Origin of the sequence: Flavobacterium aquiphilum (genome assembly GCF_027111335.1) — a bacterium.
GTDB lineage: Bacteria > Bacteroidota > Bacteroidia > Flavobacteriales > Flavobacteriaceae > Flavobacterium > Flavobacterium aquiphilum.
In genome coordinates this window covers 3,630,261-3,653,147 of sequence record NZ_CP114288.1, presented here as the reverse complement: position 1 = coordinate 3,653,147, position 22,887 = coordinate 3,630,261, and the positions used below count along the sequence as shown (strand labels likewise).

The 22,887-nt window shown below is 34.5% G+C and carries 20 protein-coding genes; 7 read left to right on the top strand and 13 right to left on the bottom strand.

All coding sequences use genetic code 11. The features are described 5' to 3' along the window. Nucleotides 1-80: 80 nt before the first annotated feature. From OZP12_RS14795 to gcvT, 3 genes are all read right to left on the bottom strand, one after another. A complete protein-coding gene (locus tag OZP12_RS14795) occupies nt 81-791 on the bottom strand; it encodes a YebC/PmpR family DNA-binding transcriptional regulator (protein WP_281225803.1) in 711 nt (236 codons plus the stop codon). Between the two features lie 91 nt (nt 792-882). Continuing rightward, nucleotides 883-2,931 carry a S41 family peptidase gene (locus OZP12_RS14790; protein ID WP_281225802.1) on the bottom strand — a complete coding sequence of 683 codons (2,049 nt, stop codon included), beginning with the start codon at nt 2,929-2,931 and terminating at the stop codon, nt 883-885. 132 nt (nt 2,932-3,063) lie between these two features. Next, nucleotides 3,064-4,152, bottom strand: a complete 1,089-nt coding sequence (gene gcvT / locus OZP12_RS14785) for a glycine cleavage system aminomethyltransferase GcvT (RefSeq protein ID WP_281225801.1) — start codon at nt 4,150-4,152, stop codon at nt 3,064-3,066. A gap of 838 nt (nt 4,153-4,990) precedes the next feature. On the opposite strand from gcvT, the gene OZP12_RS14780 reads away from it, so the two are divergent. Further along, nucleotides 4,991-5,341: a cupin domain-containing protein gene (locus tag OZP12_RS14780; protein WP_281225800.1), complete on the top strand. Its 351-nt coding sequence runs from the start codon at nt 4,991-4,993 to the stop codon at nt 5,339-5,341. A gap of 59 nt (nt 5,342-5,400) precedes the next feature. Here OZP12_RS14780 and OZP12_RS14775 read toward each other — a convergent pair whose 3' ends face one another. After that, a complete protein-coding gene (locus OZP12_RS14775) occupies nt 5,401-6,351 on the bottom strand; it encodes an NmrA/HSCARG family protein (RefSeq protein WP_281225799.1) in 951 nt (316 codons plus the stop codon). A 308-nt stretch (nt 6,352-6,659) separates the two neighbouring features. On the opposite strand from OZP12_RS14775, the gene OZP12_RS14770 reads away from it, so the two are divergent. Continuing rightward, the gene (locus tag OZP12_RS14770) at nt 6,660-9,392 is read left to right on the top strand and encodes a cation-translocating P-type ATPase (RefSeq protein WP_281225798.1); all 2,733 of its coding nucleotides are present in this window, start codon (nt 6,660-6,662) and stop codon (nt 9,390-9,392) included. 4 nt (nt 9,393-9,396) lie between these two features. On the opposite strand, the gene OZP12_RS14765 is transcribed toward OZP12_RS14770, so the two are convergent. From OZP12_RS14765 to OZP12_RS14750, 4 genes are all read right to left on the bottom strand, one after another. Beyond that, a complete protein-coding gene (locus OZP12_RS14765; protein WP_281225797.1) occupies nt 9,397-9,861 on the bottom strand; it encodes an Mpo1 family 2-hydroxy fatty acid dioxygenase in 465 nt (154 codons plus the stop codon). Nucleotides 9,862-10,086: 225 nt separating this feature from the next. After that, nucleotides 10,087-10,593: a GNAT family N-acetyltransferase gene (locus tag OZP12_RS14760; RefSeq protein ID WP_281225796.1), complete on the bottom strand. Its 507-nt coding sequence runs from the start codon at nt 10,591-10,593 to the stop codon at nt 10,087-10,089. A 117-nt stretch (nt 10,594-10,710) separates the two neighbouring features. Beyond that, entirely contained in the window at nt 10,711-11,286 is a 576-nt protein-coding gene (locus OZP12_RS14755; protein ID WP_281225795.1) for a DJ-1/PfpI family protein, read from the bottom strand. Nucleotides 11,287-11,525: 239 nt separating this feature from the next. After that, on the bottom strand, nt 11,526-13,385 hold the full coding sequence (locus OZP12_RS14750) for a peptidase U32 family protein (RefSeq protein ID WP_281225794.1): 1,860 nt from the start codon (nt 13,383-13,385) through the stop codon (nt 11,526-11,528). 478 nt (nt 13,386-13,863) lie between these two features. On the opposite strand from OZP12_RS14750, the gene OZP12_RS14745 reads away from it, so the two are divergent. Beyond that, nucleotides 13,864-14,460 carry a hypothetical protein gene (locus OZP12_RS14745; RefSeq protein WP_281225793.1) on the top strand — a complete coding sequence of 199 codons (597 nt, stop codon included), beginning with the start codon at nt 13,864-13,866 and terminating at the stop codon, nt 14,458-14,460. Between the two features lie 188 nt (nt 14,461-14,648). Here OZP12_RS14745 and OZP12_RS14740 read toward each other — a convergent pair whose 3' ends face one another. Then, entirely contained in the window at nt 14,649-15,233 is a 585-nt protein-coding gene (locus OZP12_RS14740; protein ID WP_281225792.1) for a hypothetical protein, read from the bottom strand. 1,045 nt (nt 15,234-16,278) lie between these two features. On the opposite strand from OZP12_RS14740, the gene OZP12_RS14735 reads away from it, so the two are divergent. The 3 genes from OZP12_RS14735 to OZP12_RS14725 all read left to right on the top strand — a co-directional run bounded on the left by OZP12_RS14735 (nt 16,279) and on the right by OZP12_RS14725 (nt 18,412). Further along, nucleotides 16,279-17,127 carry an NAD(P)H-hydrate dehydratase gene (locus OZP12_RS14735; protein WP_281225791.1) on the top strand — a complete coding sequence of 283 codons (849 nt, stop codon included), beginning with the start codon at nt 16,279-16,281 and terminating at the stop codon, nt 17,125-17,127. 129 nt (nt 17,128-17,256) lie between these two features. After that, entirely contained in the window at nt 17,257-18,051 is a 795-nt protein-coding gene (locus tag OZP12_RS14730; RefSeq protein WP_281225790.1) for a HipA family kinase, read from the top strand. Next, nucleotides 18,029-18,412 carry a DUF3037 domain-containing protein gene (locus OZP12_RS14725; protein WP_281225789.1) on the top strand — a complete coding sequence of 128 codons (384 nt, stop codon included), beginning with the start codon at nt 18,029-18,031 and terminating at the stop codon, nt 18,410-18,412. Before OZP12_RS14730 ends, OZP12_RS14725 begins: the two co-directional genes overlap by 23 nt. A gap of 259 nt (nt 18,413-18,671) precedes the next feature. Here OZP12_RS14725 and OZP12_RS14720 read toward each other — a convergent pair whose 3' ends face one another. Continuing rightward, nucleotides 18,672-18,869 (bottom strand): YqaE/Pmp3 family membrane protein, encoded by a 198-nt coding sequence (locus OZP12_RS14720; RefSeq protein WP_281225788.1) that lies wholly within the window; start codon nt 18,867-18,869, stop codon nt 18,672-18,674. Nucleotides 18,870-19,439: 570 nt separating this feature from the next. Between OZP12_RS14720 and OZP12_RS14715 the strand changes: the two genes are divergently transcribed. Further along, complete coding sequence (locus OZP12_RS14715; RefSeq protein ID WP_281225787.1) at nt 19,440-20,822, top strand: MFS transporter; 1,383 nt, start codon at nt 19,440-19,442, stop codon at nt 20,820-20,822. Nucleotides 20,823-20,987: 165 nt separating this feature from the next. Here OZP12_RS14715 and OZP12_RS14710 read toward each other — a convergent pair whose 3' ends face one another. From OZP12_RS14710 to OZP12_RS14700, 3 genes are all read right to left on the bottom strand, one after another. Continuing rightward, entirely contained in the window at nt 20,988-21,794 is an 807-nt protein-coding gene (locus tag OZP12_RS14710) for a hypothetical protein (RefSeq protein WP_281225786.1), read from the bottom strand. Nucleotides 21,795-21,859: 65 nt separating this feature from the next. After that, entirely contained in the window at nt 21,860-22,018 is a 159-nt protein-coding gene (locus OZP12_RS14705; RefSeq protein WP_281225785.1) for a hypothetical protein, read from the bottom strand. Next, complete coding sequence (locus OZP12_RS14700) at nt 22,015-22,494, bottom strand: hypothetical protein (protein ID WP_281225784.1); 480 nt, start codon at nt 22,492-22,494, stop codon at nt 22,015-22,017. The genes OZP12_RS14705 and OZP12_RS14700 overlap by 4 nt, the downstream gene beginning before the upstream one ends. Between the last annotated feature and the right edge of the window lie 393 nt (nt 22,495-22,887).

Sequence of the window (22,887 nt, the reverse complement as noted above, 5' to 3'; positions counted from 1 at the left end):
AAATACAGTTAGATTTAAATAGAAAAAGGCCGTCTGAAAAAAATAGATGGCCTTTTTGTGTTTTTGAAAACGATGAGGTTTTATTCTTCCATAGTATGATAAACGTTCATAACGTCATCATCTTCTTCAAGTTTTTCGATCAATTTTTCTACATCAGCAACTTCAGCTTCGGTTAGTTTTTTTGTGATTTGTGGAATTCTTTCAAAACCAGAAGATAATATTTCGATTTTTCTGTTTTCTAATTCTTTTTGGATGGTTCCGAAACTACCGAAAGGAGCATAAATTAAAATTCCGTCTTCGTCTTCGAAAATTTCTTCGGCTCCAAAATCGATTAGTTCTAATTCTAATTCTTCTGGGTCAATACCATCTTTTGGAATTCTAAAATTGCAAGTGTGATCAAACATGAATTCTACAGATCCTTGAGTTCCCATAGTTCCATTGCATTTGTTGAAATAACTTCTAACGTTAGCAACGGTTCTGTTGTTGTTATCAGTAGCAGTTTCTATTAAAAGAGCAATTCCGTGGGGAGCATAACCTTCAAATAAAACTTCTTTATAGTTGGCTGTGTCTTTTTCGGTTGCTTTTTTGATAGCGCGTTCAACATTTTCTTTAGGCATATTAGCTGCCTTGGCATTCTGAATAACGGCTCTTAATCTTGAGTTGGCATCAGGATTTGGACCACCTTCTTTAACCGCCATAACAATATCTTTACCAATTCTGGTAAATGCTTTGGCCATTGCTGACCAACGTTTCATTTTTCTACCTTTTCGGAACTCAAATGCTCTTCCCATTTCTAAATGTTTTTTTGTGCTGCAAAAATACAGCTATTCCTTATTTTTCCAAAAGCGAATGAAAAATCTTTTGTAAAAAAATAGTATGTAATTAGTTCGTTTTGTTTTGCTTCAAAGTTTTGTAATCTGCTATAATAGCAATGGCCTCATTGAGATAGTGATTGGATTTTAAATTGTCGAGTTGCATTTTGTTGTATTCGATCAACGAAGGATACATTTCAAGTAATGATTTGTTGTATTCCGAATTGGAAACATCCAAGTTTAAGTCATCTGTTTTGAAATTATTGATCTCTTCAGATAAATCGTTAATGCTTTTTTGACTTTCAAAAACAGCTGCTAAAGTCATTGGAATTTCGAATTTTGATTTTTTTAGAATAGTATCAATTTTTGAATTAAGAGCGATGATAGAATTGAAAAATGGACTTTGAGCAACTCTTTCTCGACTTTTTTCAGCTAGTGATTCAATAAAGGTATTGGTTACGTAAGGTGTAAATCGAATTCTTGTATTTAGGCTTTCATTTTTTAAAGCAGTAGGAAAATCACTTTCTTTTTGAAAAATGTCCTGGTATATCGTTGGAATTTGTACGTCTGGAATAACACCAACGGCTTGATGACTTTTTCCGGTGATTCTATAAAATTTACTGATGGTCAGTTTTACAAAATGTTGATCGTCATCTTTTTCTAATGGTACGATAGTTTGCATGGTAGCTTTTCCAAGGGAGGTGCTTCCAATCAAAAGAGCCCTGTTATAATCTTGCATGATTGAAGCACAAAATTCACTTGCGGAGGCCGAATTTCCATTGATAATGATAACACCAAGTGGACCTTTATAAATTACACCTCTATAAGGGTCATTTATTACAGACAATTGCCTTTTGTTATCAGCTACTATAGAAATTGGGCCGTAATCAATAAATAAACCGGCTAATTTCACAGCCTCTTCCATTGATCCTCCACCATTATCTGTTAAATCAAGAACCAATCCTTTGATGTTGTCTTTCATTAATTTGAGCGTTTCTTTGGCAACATCCTGGGCGCATCCTTTGCTGTTTCCTCCTTCAAAATTAGTATAGAAACTTGGGATTTTTATATAACCTATTTTGATGTCTTTGTCGATTATAAAACTATATACGGTGTTTTCCTGATCTTTTAGAACTTGCTTTTCGATATTGACTTTAAAACTTTTACCCGAATTTCGTTTAATAGTCAGAGTTATATTGGTATTTAGTTCAGAAGACATTAAAGTGGCTATGCTTTCCAATGAAGAACAGGAAACTTCCAGTGTTTCTTTTTGATTGGATACTGCAATGATTTGATCTCCTTTTTTGATTTTCCCTGTTTTAAAAGCGGGTCCGTTGGGATCGATCTCTTCGACTATAATTTCGTTCTTTTCATTAAGACTTACGTCTAATCCTAATGAGAGTTTTTCTTTGGATAAAGTGGATACAAAACTGGATTTGGTATCGTTGCTGAAATAATTAGTGTGTGGATCAAAATAATTACAGAAAATATTAAAAACATTGTCTTCAAATGATTTTTCGTCCGAAAGTAAAAAGTTGATTTTGCAAAGCTCATTTTCAATAATGTCTTTTTTGGAATTGAGACTCATCGAATTGAAATTGAGTTTCAGCGAATCCAGATTTTTGCTTTTTTCAGCGACATCACTCAATACTTCATATCTGATTTTTTTATTCAAGGCCTTTTCGACATTATTAGCCTGCAAATGAAAATCAAAATCCTTTTGTTTGAATCGGATGGTGTCTTTTATATCGAAATTTAGTGCTTCATGATTGAGTTTTTCAAATATGGATCTGTTTCTCAGTAATGCTTTTCGGTATTCATTTTTTATGGCGGTAACAAAAGAACAATTTCGTTTAAGGATCAGATCGTCCAGATTGAGACGGTATTTTTTGGACAATGTGTCAACTTGTGATTTTAAAAAAATGCTTCTGGAAGGATCTAGTTTGTCAAAAAGCTCATCAAAAAGATAAGCCGATAAACTGTCGTTTACCGGCTTAGGACTAAAATGCTCTTGTTGGAGCAATTTATTTATTTTGAGTAAAATATCACAACTTGTATCGCTATTTTGTGCAAATAGTGAGAAAGTGGAAAACAAGAATACAAGTGTAATTTTTTTCATCTAGATACCATTTTTCTTAATAGTTTTTTGATTTATTAAGATTCTAAGTATCTAAGTTAAAAAAATATATCCTTATCTAAGTGTTATTTATCAGAAATTCTAAGTGACTTAGAATCTTGGCAGGTTAGCGACTTAGTTGCTTTTTTTGTAAAAAGGAAGTTTTACTACTTTAGCTGGAACATCATTCTTTCTGATTCGGATGTAGATGTCGCTATCAACAGCGCTGTTGGCAGTAGTAACATAACCTAGTCCGATTCCTTTGTTCATAGAAGGAGACATAGTTCCTGATGTTACAATTCCTATTACAGCTCCCGATCCATCAACGATTTCGTAGTCATGTCTTGGTACTGCACGTTCTTGCATTTCAAAGGCAACCAGTTTTTTAGTCACACCTTCTTCTTTTTGCTTTTTCAAATCAACTGAATTGGTGAAGTCTTTGTTGAATTTAGTAATCCATCCCAATCCAGCTTCCAAAGGTGATGTAGTATCATTAATATCGTTTCCGTACAAGCAGAATCCCATTTCTAAACGTAAAGTATCTCTCGCAGCCAATCCAATTGGTTTGATTCCGTAAGCAGCTCCTGCTTCAAAAACTTTATTCCAAATTTCTTCTACTTGCGAGTTTTTGCAATAAATTTCAAATCCACCCGAACCAGTGTAACCAGTGGCAGAGATAATAATATCATTGAAACCAGCAAAATCAGCTACCTCAAAATGATAATAAGCAATAGCTGATAAATCTATAGAGGATAACGACTGCATCGCTTCAACCGCTTTTGGCCCTTGGATTGCTAATAAAGAAAATTCATCCGATAGGTTTTTCATTTCAACCCCTAAATCGTTGTGAGCCGAAATCCAATTCCAATCTTTGTCAATGTTTGAAGCATTTACAACCAATAGATATTCATCTTCTTTCATTTTATAGATGATTAAATCATCCACAATTCCGCCTTCATTATTAGGTAAACAAGAATATTGAGCTCTCCCGATGGTCAACGTTGAAGCATCATTCGAAGTCACTTTTTGAATCAAAGCCAAAGCATTTGGTCCGGAAAGAATAAATTCGCCCATGTGTGACACATCAAAAACCCCAACTGCATTTCGAACCGTTTCGTGTTCTGCATTCACCCCATCATAAAGAATAGGCATATTGTATCCAGCAAACGGCAGCATCTTCGCTCCCAAACCCTCATGTATGTGCGTTAAAGCAGTATTTTTCATTGTATTTAGATATAATAATTGATGGTGCTAATGTATAGTTTTTATTTTGCTTGACAAACGTATAAATATTGAAATTTATGTAAAACGAGTACATTTTTGTAATGGCCTATTGCTAATTTGATAATATATAAGATCAAATGTGAGTTTTTGTATGAATTTGGGCGTATCCCCGCAGTTGAAAACCACAGTCGTGCCTCCTTCATTTTCAACTTTGAGGTCGGGCTATCTGTTTCAAGTCCTCGTCTCGTCAAAAAAATGACGAGACTGTGGGCTTTCCACTATTATCCCTTACGCGCAATGTCATTAAGTTAAGCGTTTTTTTGTGTCATTTCGACGAAGGAGAAATCACATAACGTGAGTCACTAGTGAGATTCCTCATTCTTCGGAATGACAAAACGATGGCTTTATATCCTTAACTTAATGACATTGCCCTTACGCAGGACATTTCAGTTGAGATATTTGAATTAGTGGGAAGGCAGAATTAAATATTGGAATTCATTTATTTTAAAATCAATTTTATAAATAGTATTTCCTAAAGTAATAGTTTAATATTTGATTTTGAATTGTTTTTGGTTTTAAAAAATGCTTGTTTTTGATTTTTATTACTTAAACTATAACTTTTAATAAATTATCTTATAATATTTAAATAGTTTAGGATAAAAGTTTTTAAAATTATATTTTGAATAAAATAAATTAAAGGTTTTAGCCTTTTCGTTAAACTTTTGCAGTATTAAAAATGTTGAATGTTAGAGCAGAATATGGGACACTAAATGAGCGTAAATTGAGTCTGGATTATTAAATTTGTCCAACGAATTATAAAATAAAAAATAGATTGAATATGGGAAATATAGGAACCAGTAATGTGTTTTTGATAGGAGACGAAATCGAATGGGAAGTTGTAGGTGAGGGGGTAAAACGCAAAATATTGGCTTATGACGATAAGGCAATGTTGGTTAATGTTCATTTTGAAACCGGCAGTATTGGAGCCTTACACGATCATTACCATACACAAGTTACATTTGTAGCCAAAGGAAAATTTGAAGTAACCATTAGTGGAGAAACCAAGCTTTTAAAAGAAGGAGACAGCTTTTATGTTCCTCCTCATGCAGTGCATGGTGTGGTTTGTATGGAAAGCGGAATTTTAATAGATGTTTTCAGCCCAATGCGTGAGGACTTCATGAAAGGTTAATAATTTTAGGCCCGACAGGTTTTAAAACCTGTCGGGCCTAAATGTATTTAAATATAGTTTTATTCAATAGGAATTCTGGAAGCATTGGCAGAAAGCCACATATCAAAATTTTGAAGTTCAGGATTCAATTCTTTTGCAAAAACTTCATTTCGTGCATTGTTGAAGTCATCATTGAAATCCCTTTTAAACTGAAACATATTTCCTAAATCGTCAGCTCCTGGAAATCCAAAATTTCTATAAGCTTCTGGTGTTACTCTATTAAAAAGGACTTTTTTATTAAGGGCTTTTGATAGTTTTTCGGCCATTTCATCACCATTAAGTTTTTCTCCGGCAATGCCAATAGTTTTTCCTATCAATTCTTTCCCTTTTTTGAAAATTCCGTAAGCGCATTTTCCTATATCTTCTGCAGCTATGGCGGATAATTTTTTATCATCCATTGGGAATGCGATATAGTAGTTTCCATCTTCCCCTTTTTGTGGCCCCATACCAAAATTAATAAAATTGTCCCAGTAGAAAGAAGTTCGTAAAAAGGTGGTAGGTAATTCAGCTTCTCTAAAATAATGGTCGGCTTCGCCTTTTCCGTCAAAATGAGGTACTTTGTATTTTCCGTGTAAAGTTGGCATTCTATCGTCATCCAATTTCATCCAATTTCGGGTATCTTCCAATGTTGACCAAATGATATGTTGTAAATGGGATTCTCTTGCAGCTTCAATAAAATTGTTGACTTCCTGTAATTCTTTGTCAACGGAGAAGTGTTCCCAGAAAAAAGTAACAAAATAAGCACCGTAAGCACCTGCTATTGCTTTTTTGATACTTTGTATATCGTCAATATTCGCCTCGACTACTTCAGCACCTAATTGTGAGAATGCTTTGGATTTATCTGAATTAACATCTCGGGTTACTACCCTTACTGTAAATTCACTGTCTTTATCTGCTAAAATAGCTCTGGCAAGTCCACCGCCTTGTGATCCTGTTGCGCCAAAAACAGTAATTATCTTTTTGTTTTCCATTTTAATTTCAAAATTAAATTAATACTAATTGTAATAAAAAACGACTTATAAAGATAATGAAAAAACATGGTTAATTGTTTGTTTTTTAGGTGTTTGTGTTTAGTGTTTACTTTTTTGATTTGAAGTTTTTAATGCAATAGTAAGATTAATGTAATCATGATCGATTAGTACTTTCTCTTCTTTAAAATTTTAATATGAGCTATGCTTTTTACAATGATTTATGTGTTTAATGTTTTAATTTTTAGTAATTTACATGTTATTTTGCAACGGTTTTTTTGATAATCCAGTTTTTTTAAAATGGTTGACATATGGATTTCTACACTCAGGATATAGAGGATATTATCAAGCAATTGAATGGTAATGCTAGTGCTGGACTTGAAGAAAAAGCAATACTGCAGGCTAGAAAAAAATACGGTAGGAACGTTTTAAAAGACACCCAAAGTAGAAATGTTTTTAAAATGCTTTTTGCTCAATTCAAAAGCCCACTGGTTTTGATTTTAATTGTAGCTTCTTTAGTATCTTTCTTTTTAGGGCAAGAGCGTGATGGATCAATCCTTTTGATGATTGTTGTTTTGAATGCCTTAATTGGTTTCTATCAGGAATGGAAAGCAGAAAATATATTAGCATCACTCAAAGCACTGGTCGTAAATAGATGTATTGTTATAAGGGAAGGAAAAACAATTGAAATTTTTGCAGATGACCTTGTCCCCGGTGATCTGGTTAAATTGACTGAAGGCGACGGAATCCCGGCAGACATTCGTTTGATTGACTCCAAAGATTTTTCCGCAAACGAATTTATTCTTACCGGTGAATCATTACCTTCCAATAAAGATTATCTATTTGTTACCGATAAAACACTTGCTATTGGCGATATAAAAAATTGCATCTTCATGGGTACTACCGTTGCAAGAGGCGAAGCGACAGGAATTGTTTACGCAACCGGAATGCAAACAGAAATTGGAAAAATTAGTAGTTCTTCACAAAAAATTAAAATTGCCGATGCTCCCATACAAATTGAGATTGCTGATGTTGCCAAGAAACTAACCATTGTGACATTAATCATTGCTGCTTTTCTTTTTGGAGTACGATTACTTTTGCATGATTCCCTGGTTTTGGCATTGGTTTTTTCTGTTAGTGTTGCTGCGGCAATGGTACCTGAAGGACTTCCGGCACAAATTTCGATGGCATTAGCTTTGGCAGTTGGGCGATTGGCAAAACGAAAAGCGATTGTGAAAAAAATGGCATCGGCGCAAACATTGGGCTCTGCAACTGTGATTGCTTCTGACAAGACAGGAACAATTACCAAAAATGAAATGACTATAACGGGATGTTATTTTAATGGGGAATCTTTTTCGGTTTCTGGATTGGGCTATGAGCCTCTTGGCAGTATTTCAAATGAAGAAGGGGAAATTTTGAATAAAGATTCTTTGGGGGATTTGAAAATATTTTTTCTTTCCGGATTTCTATCTTCAACCGGAAAAATAAGCCCACCGGATAAATTTCATTCTTCATGGTATTGCATTGGTGATCCCACAGAAGCTTCGTTTGCGACGCTTACGATGAAAGCAGGATACACATTGGAAGAAATAGAAAGGGATTATCCTTATGTAAAAGCTTTCCGATTTGATTCCTTTCGCAAAAGAGCAACGATTATTAGGAAACACAATAACAAAATAATTGCAGTCGTAAAAGGTTCTATTGAGTCGATTTTGGAATCATCGACAGAAATTATTTCAAATGGAAAAATAGATGAATTAACCACCGAAAAAAAGAAACAAATACTGGCAAATGCTGAAGTGTTTTCTCAAAAAGCATTGAGGGTTATTGCCATTGCATATAAAGATCTTGAAGTTAAAAATGATTATTTGATTGATGAGGCTGAACAAGATTTAACTTTTGCTGGCTTCGTTACGATGTTTGATCCGCCACATGAAGGAGTGAAATCTGCTATTGAGTCTGTTTTTAAGGCGCATATGAAAGTGTTTATGATAACTGGCGATAATGAGGTAACAGCCAAAGCTATTGCTGAGAATATTGGGTTGATGAATGAAAGGAATGAGTATCCAATGATAATTAATGCCACTACTTTGCAAACAATGAATGATGAGGATTTAAAGACTGTTTTTCAAAAAAGAGCATTGGTGTTTTCGAGAGTTTCGCCAGATGATAAATTGCGGATTGTAGATTTACTGATGAAGGCTGGCGAAATTGTTGCTGTAACGGGAGATGGTGTAAACGATACTTTGAGTTTAAAAAGAGCGGATATTGGAGTGGTCATGGGAAAAAATGGTTCTAAAGTAGCTCAGGAAGTAGCCAATATGATTTTGTTGGATGATAATTTTGCGACTATTGTTATTGCAGTCAAAGAAGGCCGAATCATTTTTAGAAATCTAGAAAAGACTATTAAAACAAATTTGGCGTCTAATATGGCAGAACTCACATGCGTATTGTTTGGTTTTGTAGGTTCTTTTTTGGGGGTAGCGACCCCAATATTAGCAGTCCAGATTTTATTAATTGATTTGGTAGGTGAAATGTTTCCACTTATAATGCTTACATATGATCCACCTGAAAAAAAAATAATGGAAAATCGGCCACGAAATCCTAAAGATAAAATATTAACAAAAGACGCTATGAAAGGAATCGCTTTTTCGGGAATTGTAATGGGAACTGTCGCATATGGGGCGTTTTTGTATTCCTTTTTCATAAATAGTACAGGTATTGGTAATTATGAAAAGGCAATTACCATTACATTTGTCTCCATAATTTTTGGTCAGTTTGCCAATCTTCTTTCAAGGAGAACCAATGAAAATGTTTTGGGAAGTTACTTGTTTTCAAATAGAAATTTGCTGCTATCATTTGTGTTTTCTATTTTTTGTACGTTGCTTATCGTTTATGTGCCAATTTTAAATCTGTATTTTCACACTTCTTCATTACAGCCAAAGGATTGGCTTTTGCCGATTAGTGCAGGTGTAATTTGCCTTTTAATATTTGAAATCAAAAAAAGTATAAAAAGAAGGCTGAATATCAACAGTATTATATGAAACGTTATTTTTTAGAAAACAGATTCTGTAAAACCCAAGCGGGGCCAATCAATAAAAATTGAATATCTTTTAGGAATGACGGTTTTTTACCCTCAATGTTATGCCCGTAAAATTGTCCAATCCAAGCGACAACAAAAACACCAATTGAAAATGCCCAAAGGGGAAGGAATTGCCCAATATAAAAATTAAGAACCAAACACAAAATCGAGAAAATGGCAATTTTGATAGCCATTACAAAAGACAATCTGACGTAAAAGAATAGCACTAAAATTAAAACTACAGCCGCCCAATTTTCTATTATGGGTTGGTTAAGATGTAGTAAACCGTTCAAAAAATCACTTGGGATGCTCATTAATAATCCCACAATCGAAAAGAAAATGGCTGGGACGCAGATATAGTGAATTGCTTTGTTGGTCGGGTTTTGGTGGCTTACCGCATATTCGTCAAACCATTGATTGAGTGTTTTCATGTTTTTTTATCTAAAGTATGAAATATTTACCTAACACATTATTTTTAAAACATATAAGTCATATAAGTTTGTTTTCTTTATTGTCTCAAACTAAGTAAAGTTAAAAGGTCATTTAAGAAAGAAATTGAAAAGATTTGAAGCGAACTTTTATGAACTTTGTTTTTACTTTTTACAAGAATAAGAGGAACTAAAAATTTATATGACTTATATGTTTGAAAGCAAGTTTTAAATTGTCTTTTCCAAAACAATAAATTCTAACGGTTGTCCGTGAGTTACAGCATCCGTTCCATTAAGAGGAAAAGGCTCTCTTGCTCCAGTATCAACAAAACCATGGCGTTTGTACCAAGCTATCAATTCTTCCCGAATAGAAATTACGGTCATGACTATCTTGTGAAGATTCAGTGATAAAGCATGAACTTCTGCTGCTTTCAATAATTGTTTTCCAATACCGCTATTTTGTAAATTTGGTGAAACTGTAAGCATTCCTAAGTAAATCTTATTTCCTTTGTTCACAAGTAATACACAGCCGATTATTGTTTTGTTGTCAGTAAATTTAAGGATTGTATTTTCTTTGTTTTTAATGATTTCTGACAATTCATCTTCAGTAATTCTTTTTCCGCTTAAAAGTTCGGCCTCGGTTGTCCAGCCTTGTTTGGAAGTTTCCCCACGATAGGCTGAGTTGACTAATTTTTCTAAAGCCGAAATATCTTCCAGCGTTGCAATTGTAATCATGAATGGGAGTGTTTTTTACTTTTCAAAGATAAAAAAACTACAACAAAATTGCTTTGGTTGTAGTTTTTGAGATTTATTCGTTGATAGAATACTCTTAGTTAAAGGAAATTATCAGGTTTAAATTTCAATTTTGGCACCCATAATTTTGAGAAATTCCCTGATGAAACTTGGATGGGCCGGCCATGCTGGCGACGTAACTAGATTTCCATCTACAAAAGCTCCATCAACAGGAATGGATTGAAATATTCCTCCAGCCAATGTAACTTCTGGGCCAACTGCCGGATATGCGGTTAATTTTCGGTCTTTAACAACATTTGCAGCTGTTAGAATTTGAATACCGTGACAAATGGCGGCTACTGGTTTGTCGGCAGAGAAAAAGTGTTGGGTTATTTCAATCACTTTTTCGTTCAATCTTAAATATTCAGGTGCTCTTCCACCTGCAATTACCAATCCATGATAGTCATTCACATTAACATCATCAAAACTGAAATTTAATGCAAAATTGTGGCCTGGTTTTTCGGTATAGGTTTGGTCTCCCTCAAAATCATGGATGGCAGTTTTTACAGTATCTCCTTTTTTCTTACCCGGACAAACGGTATGAACTGTGTATCCAACCATTTCCAGCATTTGGAAAGGAACCATAGTTTCGTAATCTTCAGTGAAATCACCAGTCAAGAACAATACTTTTTTCATTTTATATGATTTTAAAATTATTATAAGACAAGAAATCAAAATTCAAATATAAATATAAGATGAATCTGAATTATTTGGTTTATAAAGTTAATGAAAAGAAGTAATTGTTTTGATTTTAAGTGAAGTAAGTTTTTGTTTGATTTGAATTTAAAAATTGATGAATGTTGTTTAAAATAAAAAACCACAAAATAAAGAGAACTTTACTTTGTGGTTTGGGTATTTTATAGGGAATAATGGTCTTAATCTTCCTCGATTTCAAATTCAGCGTCTTTTTCCCAAATTTCCATTTCACATGGTTTACAGTTGAATTTTAGTTTGTATTCCAATTCTCCCTGTTTTAATACCAAAGGCTCTTTCAGTTTGGTTTCCATCGTGTCTTTATGGTATTTTGGACATTTGGCCAATTCGTATTTGATGCAATATTTGGTTGTCATTACACGAGATTTTCCTGGATCCCATTGCAATTCGAATGCTTTTTCAATTTCGGTTACTCCGTGTCGCTCATAGAATTTACGGGCCAATTTGTTGGAAACATTGTACATGAAATCCAATTTGGTTTCTGGGTAAGGATGGCTTGTTTTTTCGATTTTACGTTCTTCTCGTTTGTAGTTTTTCAAACGAGTTTCAGTTAATTGTTCGTAAACCGTTCTGCGCATTTCATTGATTTTTGAAATTGGTAAAAACCAATTATCTGTAAACTGGACTGTTATCTCATCAGCTGTATAAGGCGTGAATCCTGTTTTTGCCAATTGCGCTTTGATGTTTTCTTCAATCGATTGATTGTTTTTGGTTTGTTCTTTTGGATGAACCAAATTGACAGAACTTGTATTTCCGTCTTCATCGGTAGCAAGCAGTTCAAAACCATTTTCGTTTTCGAATAACAATAATGACGTGCTTATTTTTCGAACCGCACTGTCTTCACGCTCCACAATTTTGATGAAAGCGGCGTCATTGTTACGGTATATAAAAGTACCGTCTTTGATTTCCTTCAAAACGTTTGGATACGCCAAACCATTTTCGGATTTATTGATGTAGATTCCTTCGGCTTCATTGTTGTCATTGATGTAGCACAAACCGTCACCATTGTTAAGGAGTTCTCCGTTTTCAATTTCATAAGCATTTCCAACGGTTCTGATTAATTTACCGATGTACTGCCCTTTGGATTTTGGACTTTCCCAAGAACCGATGGTGGCATGACGCTCATTAACAAAATAATCGGTATAACCACGGTTAAAAGTTCGATTTAACTCTGAGTCAAAAGTATAAGTACATTTTCCGGAAGAAGCCTTAGTGTATTTATCGCTTCCTTCAAGGAAAGCATCCAGTTTTTTTCTAAGGTAAGAAACGTTGTTTTTTACATAAACGATATCTTTCAAACGGCCTTCGATTTTGAAAGAACAAACTCCGGCTTCGACCAAATTTGGAATTTCATTTGAAACGTCAAAATCTTTGATGGAAAGTAAATGGGTGCTTTTTATTAATGTTTCTCCGTGACCGTCGATTAGATTGTATGGTAAACGGCAGTTTTGGGCGCAAGAACCTCGATTGGCTGAACGTTCTCCATTGGCAACACTCATATAGCAATTTCCGCTGAAAGAAACGCACAAAGCACCTGTTACGAAGAATTCCAGTTCCACATCGGTTGCGTTGCTGATTTCTTTGATTTGGTGTAAATTCAATTCACGGGCCAATACCACACGTTTGATTCCGGCATCGGCCAAAAATTTCATCTTGTCGGCATCTCTGTTATTGGCTTGTGTACTAGCATGTAGAATGATAGGAGGCAAGTCCATTTCTAAAATTGCCATATCCTGAATGATAAGCGCATCGACACCAATATCATACAATTGCCAAATCATCTGGCGGCAAGTTTCCAATTCATTGTCGTAAAGAATGGTGTTGATAACCACAAAAACAGGAACATTGTATAAATGGGCATATTCTACCAAGGCGGCAACGTCTTCAATCGAATTGGTTGCATTAGAACGAGCTCCAAATTGCGGCGCTCCAACATAAAGTGCATCGGCACCACTATTTACTGCGGCTATACCGTGAATTAAATCTTTTGCTGGCGCTAAAATTTCTATTTTCTTCTTCATCAGGGGATGATCAATTTATAATTCCTAAAAAGCTGTTTGCTTGTGCATTTGCAAAAAGCGTGCAAAGTTCTTATAAATATTCCGAGATTTCTAACCCAAAAGGATTTTTTTTGAATTGACGCGGGAAAAGTAAGACTTTATTGAAGAAAAGATGTACTATTAATTTCCTTTACTTGTTTCTAGAAAGGAAATAAGGGAGCTGATCGGGCAGGGAGAAAAGTATTCTTTGTCGGTTCCGGGGTCATTTGTCGCGTTTGAAACGATTCCGACAACAAGGCCTTGATCATCTACTAAAGGTGACCCGCTTAGTCCTCCAAATTTTTCGGGAATGCTTATCCATCTTTCTTTGATTTTAGAATTACTTTTTGGTAAAAAAAATGCAATAAATTCTAGTATAGGTTGTTATGTTATAATAGCTAGTTTCTGTTTTTTGAAGTTATGAGATTGGCTATAAGATATGTTTAAATAAATAAGTGATATGAAACGAATATTGTTTTTTGTTGTTATGATCGGAATGTCATCGAGTGGCTATGCTCAGGATGAATTTAATAATGCATTCAAGGGAATTCCTCCAAAGCATCCAAAAGAAGAAAAAGCTATTCCTCCAAAAGAAATTTCCCCAAAAGTTACTCCTCCGGATATTGTAAAAAAGAAAGATTCCTTGCCGTTTGATCCGAAGAAACTTTTTGATAATCAGTATTTGTATAAAAAACCAGCAAACGCTGAAGGAATTTTTTACAGACAAAATCAATTTTTAGGCAGTTTCAAAACCCAATCTATGACTGCGAAAATACGTTATCGTGATGCGGCATATTTGGATGGAGACAAGGTAAAGGTTTATGTAAATGATAAAGTAGTTGTGCCCGAAGTTGTTTTGGATGGTGATTTTAAAGGTTTTGAAATAAAACTTGAAAAGGGAATAAATAGGTTAGATATAGAGGCTTTGAACGAAGGATTTGCTTCACCCAATACAGCACAGTTTGAAGTTTATGACGACAAAGGAGTTGCTGTTATGAACGATCAATGGAATGTAGGAACTGGATACAAAGCCAGTATAATAATTATAAAAGAATAGTTTTCGTAGAACGCTTTTTGCAATAGAATGGGATTGTTTTAAAAAGAGAAAACTACTGAGCGATTATTTATTTCTCAGTAGTTTTTTTGTTGATATGCTGTTTTTGTCGTGGAATTCTTGACAGTGTCTTTGCACATCGAGTAAGGGAAGAAAACAAATATCGGCAAAGCCAAAAATGCTGAAGCGATTTATTTTCGGCTTTCTAAAATTGTCTTATAGGTTTGTGTCTTCATTTCGATAAAGCTGTCCAAATAGGCAATTTGGTAAACAACAAAATCAGATGCATATTTCTTTTTGTCAAGTGTGGCAAATAAATTCAGTCTGATTTGTTCAGTTTGTTTGTCAAATGCAGATTGATCCAATTGCAGTAACGATTCGTAATCAAAATTTTCTTCGTGTTTGGCAAATGTTGTAACAAAATTATTCTCTATTGCACCTTTTCCGCTAAAAGAAAGTGTTTTTACTGGTTCATTGGCATCAACACTAATTTTCAAATCGTATCCATTATTAAGATAGATACCGTTTGGAAAAAGACTTGAACAATTGCTTACATAATATTTATCGGCCTTTACATTTAGGGTGTCTTTCAAAATTCCTTCATTGTCAAGTTTTTTGATGACTTTTTTGAAATTTGGGTTTTTGTATGACATAATAACCAAAGAATCGACTTTAAGATTGTTGATTTTTACTTTAAGGTAAGCGTAATTCTTGGTTTGGCTGTAGGCGCTAAAAGCAAAAAGTAATGCGACTACGACTAGGTAAAATTTTTTCATTAAAAATATTTTGTTTTGTTATTATCAAGGCAAAATTATTTCAATTTACTTTTTGCCAAGTTAACAAAACAATAAGTTAATGTTTATAATTTGTTTCCCGCGGATATAGTTTTGGTTTTTTTAATTCGGGAATTTTGATTGTTTTTGTTAGTTGTTCTGGCGGATTGTTTTTAATATCATTTAGTTACGTTTTTTATTCTTTCTCGCAAAGGCATAAAGATGCAAAGTTTAGTGCTGATTTTTTTGCGTCTTCGGCTTTGCGGGAAACCCGCTAGGTCAGTTTTGAAGTTCAATACTAGTTTCTATGACGCTTTTTAGTCTCTCAAAGATTTTGAAGTAAAATCTGGGTAAATCTGGAAAATCTGTGTAAAAATGAGGCACGCAGGTTTTGCAGATTTACGCAGATTTTTTACTATTGATGGCTACTAAAATTTGAAATCATTTCATGCTTTTTTTGAAAAAAAACATTGTTGTCCGATTAAATTTTGTGAATAATCAAAAGGTCGCTACTCTGTAGCTTTATAAAAAAAACATTTATTTTCTACAGACAGTTTGCTCCTAACGGAGCTATTTTAGTCCCATGGGGACGCTCTGTTTGTAGAAAAGAGAATTGACAAAAACAAGCTCCAGAGGAGCGACCTGTCAGTAAGTACCATAAATATTGAGTTCGGAATTCCATTTATATTTTTGCCGGACAACAATGAAAAAAAATAATGCCTTGGAATTGACAATATTGAGAGTATGTTTTTTGTAATACGCTAGGGAGTTGAATATTATTTCATATTATGACGAAATAAATTTAGGTTCTCAGGAATCTTGTGTAAAGCTGAAATTTTTTCGTTTTCACTAAACTTGTGGCGCATTGCGTGAGGGATAGAAATGAGCTACCGAAGTAGCATGGATAGCCCGACCGCGGTAGGGAAAGGGGCTGCATAACCGCAACGATAGGTAAGCCCCTTTTCTTACTGGGGGCACGCCCTGAAGATTTTCGGTTTTTTAAAATTTGAGTTTCAGAATTTCGTACTTTTAATAGAAAAAAGATCTAATGAATAGTCCAATTGTTATTGACAGAAATGAAATCCTAAAGCGCTACAAAACCATAGACAAATATACCCACAAAGGCATTCAGGGTCATGCTTTGCTCGTTGGTGGGAGTTATGGAAAGATAGGGGCTGTTTGCTTGGCTTCGAAAGCTGCTTTGAGAACAGGTTGTGGCTTGGTGACCGCTTTTGTGCCACAATGTGGTTACGAAATTGTACAGATATCGGTTCCCGAAGTGATGGTTGTAGTTGATGACCATGAAAAATACCTTTCAGAGATAGCGTTGAATTTGGATGTCGATGCTATTGGTATTGGCCCCGGAATGGGACAGAAAATGGCAACACAAAAAGCGTTTCATGATTTTTTGTCCAATAATAATCTTCCATTAGTAATTGATGCCGACGCGCTAAATATTTTGTCTCATAATCCTTCTTGGATGGCTTTGGTTCCTCCAAAAGCTATTTTGACGCCACACCCCAAAGAATTGGAACGTTTGATAGGAAAATGGCATACCGAAGAGGAAAAAATTGGAAAAACGGTAGTGTTTTCAATTGTAAACCAGGTTGTAATTGTGATGAAAGGCGCACCAACTTATATTATAGATGGTCAAATGATTTATAGAAACACAACCGGAAATGCTGCTCTGGCAACAGCTGGCAGTGGTGATGTCCTGACGGGAATGATTACCAGTCTTTTGGCACAATCCTACAAAACTATTGATGCTGCAATTTTGGGCGTTTATCTACATGGACTAACTGCTGATGTTGCTTTGCCCGAAACGGGTTATCAATCCTTTATCGCTTCGGATATTATTGCCAATATCGGAAAAGCGTATTTGAGTTTTGGGCTTTGAAATGTTTGAAAGGTTAAAAGGTTAGAAGTTTAGGGGAAAGTTTAGGAGTTTAGGCTTTAATATCAACATCTTAGAATCTTAGTCTCTTAGTATCTTTATTCGTAAGTTTGCAGTTCATAAAAGTGTACTATGAAAAAACCACTTGAATTAAGAACCGTAAATGTCACCCGTTACATCTCGCCCTTGCGGGAAGGCGGATCTTTGCCGGCTTTGGCCGAAGCTGATGATGATTTTAAGTATGTCTTGAAATTTAGAGGTGCCGGGCATGGCGTAAAAGCGTTGATCGCCGAATTGATAGGCGGTGAAATCGCAAGAGTTTTAAACCTTAAAATGCCCGAATTGGTGTTTGCCAACCTCGATGAAGCTTTTGGGCGGACCGAAGGCGATGAGGAAATTCAGGACTTGTTGCAAGGCAGTCAGGGACTGAATCTGGCACTACATTTTTTGTCGGGAGCGATTACTTATGATCCCGTGGTGACAAAATTACCTGCAGATCTGGCTTCGAAAATAGTATGGCTGGATGCGTTTATTACCAATGTGGACCGCACTTTCAGAAACACCAATATGCTTATTTGGCACAAAGAATTATGGCTCATTGACCATGGAGCTTCTCTTTATTTTCAGCATTCCTGGAAAAGTTGGGAAACGCACGCCAAAAGTCCTTTTGCGTTAATAAAAGATCATGTACTACTGCCTCAGGCTACCGAATTGAAAGCCACCGATATCGCTTTTAAAAAATTACTCACTAAAGAAATTTTACAGGATATCGTCAATTACATACCCGAAGATTGGCTCCATTGGGAAGACAGCGAGCAAACTCCCGATGAAATCCGCAGAATCTATTTTGAGTTTTTATGGACTAGATTGAACCATTCAGAAATTTTTATAAACGAAGCCGAAAATGCAAGAGAAAAACTTATATGAGTACGCCGTTGTTCGCGTTGTACCAAGGGTAGAGCGGGAAGAATTCCTAAATGTGGGCATTATTCTGTTTTGCAAAAAAGCAAAATTTATAAAAATGATCTATTCAGTCAATGAAACTAAATTGTTGTTGTTCTCTGAAGATTTTGATTTGGAGCAACTCGAACAGAATTTGGAATCTTTTCAAAAAATTGCCCAAGGAGGCAAAGCCGGAGGACCTATCGGCGAGTTTGATATTCCGTCCCGTTTTCGCTGGTTAACCGCTATCAGAAGTTCGTCGATACAAACTTCAAGACCGCATTCCGGTTTCTGTGATGATTTAGACAAAACTATTCAGCGCTTGTTCGAAGAATTGGTTTTGTGATCATCCGTGAAATTTGTCATTCCTCGTTTCTAAAAACGACGTTTTTAAATAGCCAAACAATCGGCAAGTTTGTCATTCCGACGGAGGAGGAATCTCCGCAAGTAACTCCGCATAGAAAAGTCAGTAATCTTTTTCGATATGCGAGTGAGATTTCTCCTTCGTCGAAATGACAAGATTACGGATATGCTATGTGAAAAATCCATTACGAAATATCTTGTCTTTACAGGAATGAAAAACTTTGAGAGTAATACGATGCTTATTACTTAGCTCTCATAGCCTTAATCAATTTTTCATTGCGTTTATCGGCTCTGGAGTTTTGCAATGAAATAACAGCCCAAATAGCCGCGGGAATCCACCCGATTAAAGTTATCTGCAGAATTAAACAAAGAATTGACGTAAATATTCTGCCTCTTAAAAAGAAGGAAAGAAACGGAAAAAATATCGCAATTAATGTCATAATTGTATTCGTCTAGGTTTGCTTGAAGGTTTTCCGTGCAGATGAGTCCAAATGTATTAAATTGCTATAACCTTTACAAATACAAAAAGCTGCAAGAGTTATTTTCTTGTGGCTTTTTTTGTTGTTAAAAAATTAACTTGATTAGCTGTCTTTACTGATACGGATTACTTTGTCAGTTCGCTATCGCTTGCGCAATATCATTAAGTTTAGGACTTCTTACTACACTTTGTCTAAAAATAATTCTCGCAAAGTCGCAAAAGTCGCAAAGAAACCCGATTTTAACTTTGCGGCCTTGCGCCTTTGCGAGAGCGAATTAAAGCTTAACTTAATGAGATCGATCGCTCCTGTTAAAATCCGCCATCTGCATTTTTATTTATTGATTACGTTGTTGAAATTTACTTAAATCAAATATACTTACGTATAAATACTTAATTTTTTTAAAAAACTGCGTTTTGGCAGTTTTTGTTCCAAGTAAAGCATTTAATTTTGCCTTATGAATAAGTAAAATACTTAGACGTAAGTTTGATACTTAGAAAAATAAACAGTACTAAACGATTAAATTTTTTTGATATGAGTTCAATTTCAACAAATCAACCGCTTTCAAGTTTAAACATTTTTAGTGGCAAAGGAGTTCAAATGCGTACCTTCCACATTACTTGGTTAACTTTTTTCTTTTCCTTTTTTGCATGGTTCGGTATGGCATCACTTATGCCTCTTGCAAAGGAACAATTGCACCTAACAAAAGACCAATTAGGAAACATTCAAATTGCAGCTGTATCTGCAACTATCATCGCCCGCTTATTAATCGGTAGATTAGTTGATAAATTTGGTCCTAGATTAGTTTACACCTGGTTATTAGTAATTTGCTCCGTACCGGTATTATTAATTGGTACTTCACAATCTTATGAAAGTTTTCTTCTATTTAGATTGGCAATAGGTGTTATTGGAGCTTCATTTGTAATTACACAATTTCATACTTCAGTAATGTTTGCTCCGTCTATAAAAGGAACCGCCAATGCTACGGCAGGAGGTTTTGGAAATGCAGGTGCTGGTCTTGCTAATATTACCATGCCGCTTATTGCCGCCGGATTCGTAGGATTAGGAGTATGTACTAAGGAAGACAGCTGGAGATATGCAATGATTATTCCCGGAGTACTATTATTGGTTTTTGCTTTTATCTATTTGAGATATACAAAAGATTTACCAAATGGAAACTATAAAGAACTTGGAATAGAAACAGCGAATAAAGAAAACACCTTTATGCTGGCTGTAAAAGATTACCGTACGTGGGTTTTGACTATCGCTTATGCTGCTTGTTTTGGAGTTGAGATCACTATTGATAATTTTGCCCCTATTTATTTTACAGATACTTTTGGTGCTACTTTGAAAACAGCTGGAATCTGCGCAGGTCTTTTTGGATTAATCAACCTTTTTGCAAGACCATTTGGCGGTATTGTTGCTGACAAAATTGGTAAGAGATATGGTTTTTCTGGGAAAAATTTATTGCTTGCGTTACTGCTTCTTATTGAAGGTGTAGGTGTTATTTTCTTTGGAATGACAAATCAATTGGGAGTTGCTATCTTTTTAATGTTCTTGTTTGGAATGAGTTTAAAAATGGCAAATGGTGCAACATACAGCTTGGTACCATTTGTAAATCCAAAAGCAGTAGGTAGTGTTGCCGGAATTGTAGGAGCAGGTGGAAATATCGGAGCGATGTTAATTGCTTTCTTGTTCAAAGCTAAAGCAGTTAAATTTACTAAAGACGTGATTGACGAAAGTGGAGTATCACAAACAAAGGATTTAATTGATTACACAAACGCTTTTTATGTATTGGGAATCATTATTCTATTTACAGGAGTAGTTGTTTTGGCTATAAAACTTTTAGTTAAAGATAAAGAAGAAGAGAAATTACCTGCAGGCGTGAATTTAGCGTATCAAAAAGTAAAATCTTAAATCTACAAAACAAAAAAAGTAAATGTTTTTGTTTAAAAAGAAAGGCTATCCGGATAAGGGTAGTCTTTCTTTTTTTGCATGTTCAACAGTTGTTTTTTGTGCCAAAAATAGCTTTATAGCTTGTCTTTGTGGGTACGGATAGCAAATCAGCGCGATCGGGATTTTTTATTTTGAAATATTAGTAGACTGTTTTGTAATACTTTCCGTAACAACTTTAAAATTCATTTCTTCATTGCTAACAAGCATATTTATTGTTGAATTTAATTCATACAATAAATAAAAAGTATTTTCAATGTCATAAATGATTTGTCCTTTTCCTTCACCACTTGCTTTTAATGATAAGTCAGTATTTTTTGAATTTATGGCGTACACTTGAGTTATGTCAAAATATGCTTTTTTATTTTTAATTTTTTTTAAAGTATAAGTTATTGTGTTTGTTAGGTTGAAGTTAAATTTTCCAATAGGAATGTTTGTGGGTATTTCTCTCACAAAACTTTCTCCTGATTTTATTTTTTGTTCTGGTAACGAAATTTGACTGATTACTTTTTGCATTGTAGATAAGAAATCTATTCTATAAAGAGAATCTAACTTTGGTGCATTGATTGAATCTAGTACAGGAGTTTTGTCTGTAATTACATGTCCATATATTGTTGTACCTCCAGGTATTATTGATTTATCGTCACCTTCAAATTTTATTGTTAATGGAAATTGTCCATTTTTAAAATTACCAGTTGAATTAGTACTTTCAATGTAATTTTTGCTCAACGTATATTTAGGATTTTCTAATTTTTTCTCTTCAAGTCTTTTTAATAATTCATTTGGGCCTAAATAAGTTACTGTGTTTTTGGAAGTTGATTCCATTGATTGTTTGTAAATTAAATTAGGTTTATAAGCAACTTTAAAGAGAATTTCTTGTGCGTGAATTTCATAACTAACCAAAAAAAATATTAAAATTAACAGGAGTTTTTTCATTTTGTATTTTATCTTTTTAGTCCGGATCGCGCGGATTTTTAATCCGTGTACGCTCCAATTATCAATTATCCATTTAATTTAGGATTTGAATAATTTATATTTAACGTCATTTTTTGTAATGAAAAATTAGCTTTATGGCTTGTCTTTGTGGGTACGTATTGCACCAGAGCGATAGCGAACTTACGAAGTAAATCCGCGCGATTGGGGTTTTCAGCTAATTTCATAACCATCTTTTTTTACTTTCTGTAGCATCCAGAATATCAATTTTAAAAATAGATTTGAACTTCTCCGCTACATTAAAAGCGTCTGTTTTATCTTGAGTTTTGTAAAAAGTAATATGTTTATTGCCTTTGTAAAATAGATTCAATACAATAACATCACTTTGTAATGTAGTTTCAGCCGTTACCACTCTAATGGTTTGATTTTCTTTGGTTTTAAACACAGAAACATATTCAAACTCCGGGCAAGGTTTCCATTTTCCAAAGTGTGAGCCAAATAATGATTTTATATTTCTATAGGTTTTATTATCTAAATTGATTTCAGAGCCTTCGGTCATTAATAAGTTTATGCCTAATGCAAGGAAAATAGCGCCAAATATTATATTCAGAGATAAAAATGCAAAAAGACCAAATAGAGATAAAGCAAAACCCAATATTTTTTTGAACATTGGTACATCTTTTAAGTAAGTGATTTTATTCATGAAAGTTTATTTGATTTTTATAATAGAATGCGTGATCGGGTTAATTGGCGTCATTCAATAACGTGTCATTTCTTTTTGAAAGATAATAAAATATTCTTACAAAATCTAAAAGACAAATCTTTTGGTATTCCCTAAGTTTAAGACAACTTGTTCAACTACTTGAACAGTCCGCTGCAGGTCGCAGGAGCTTGTTCAACCACTTGAATTGTCTCCCGCAGCTCGAAAGCGCTTGTTCAACCACTTGAATTGTCTCCTGCAGCTCGAATGAGCTTGTTCAATCACTTTGACAGACCACCTTTTTTTGAAAAAAAGGCATTTTTGAATATTTTGCGATAAAAATTCCGTGTTACTTTTTTATATGCTTTGTCGATCTCTCTGCGGGTACAGAGAAAA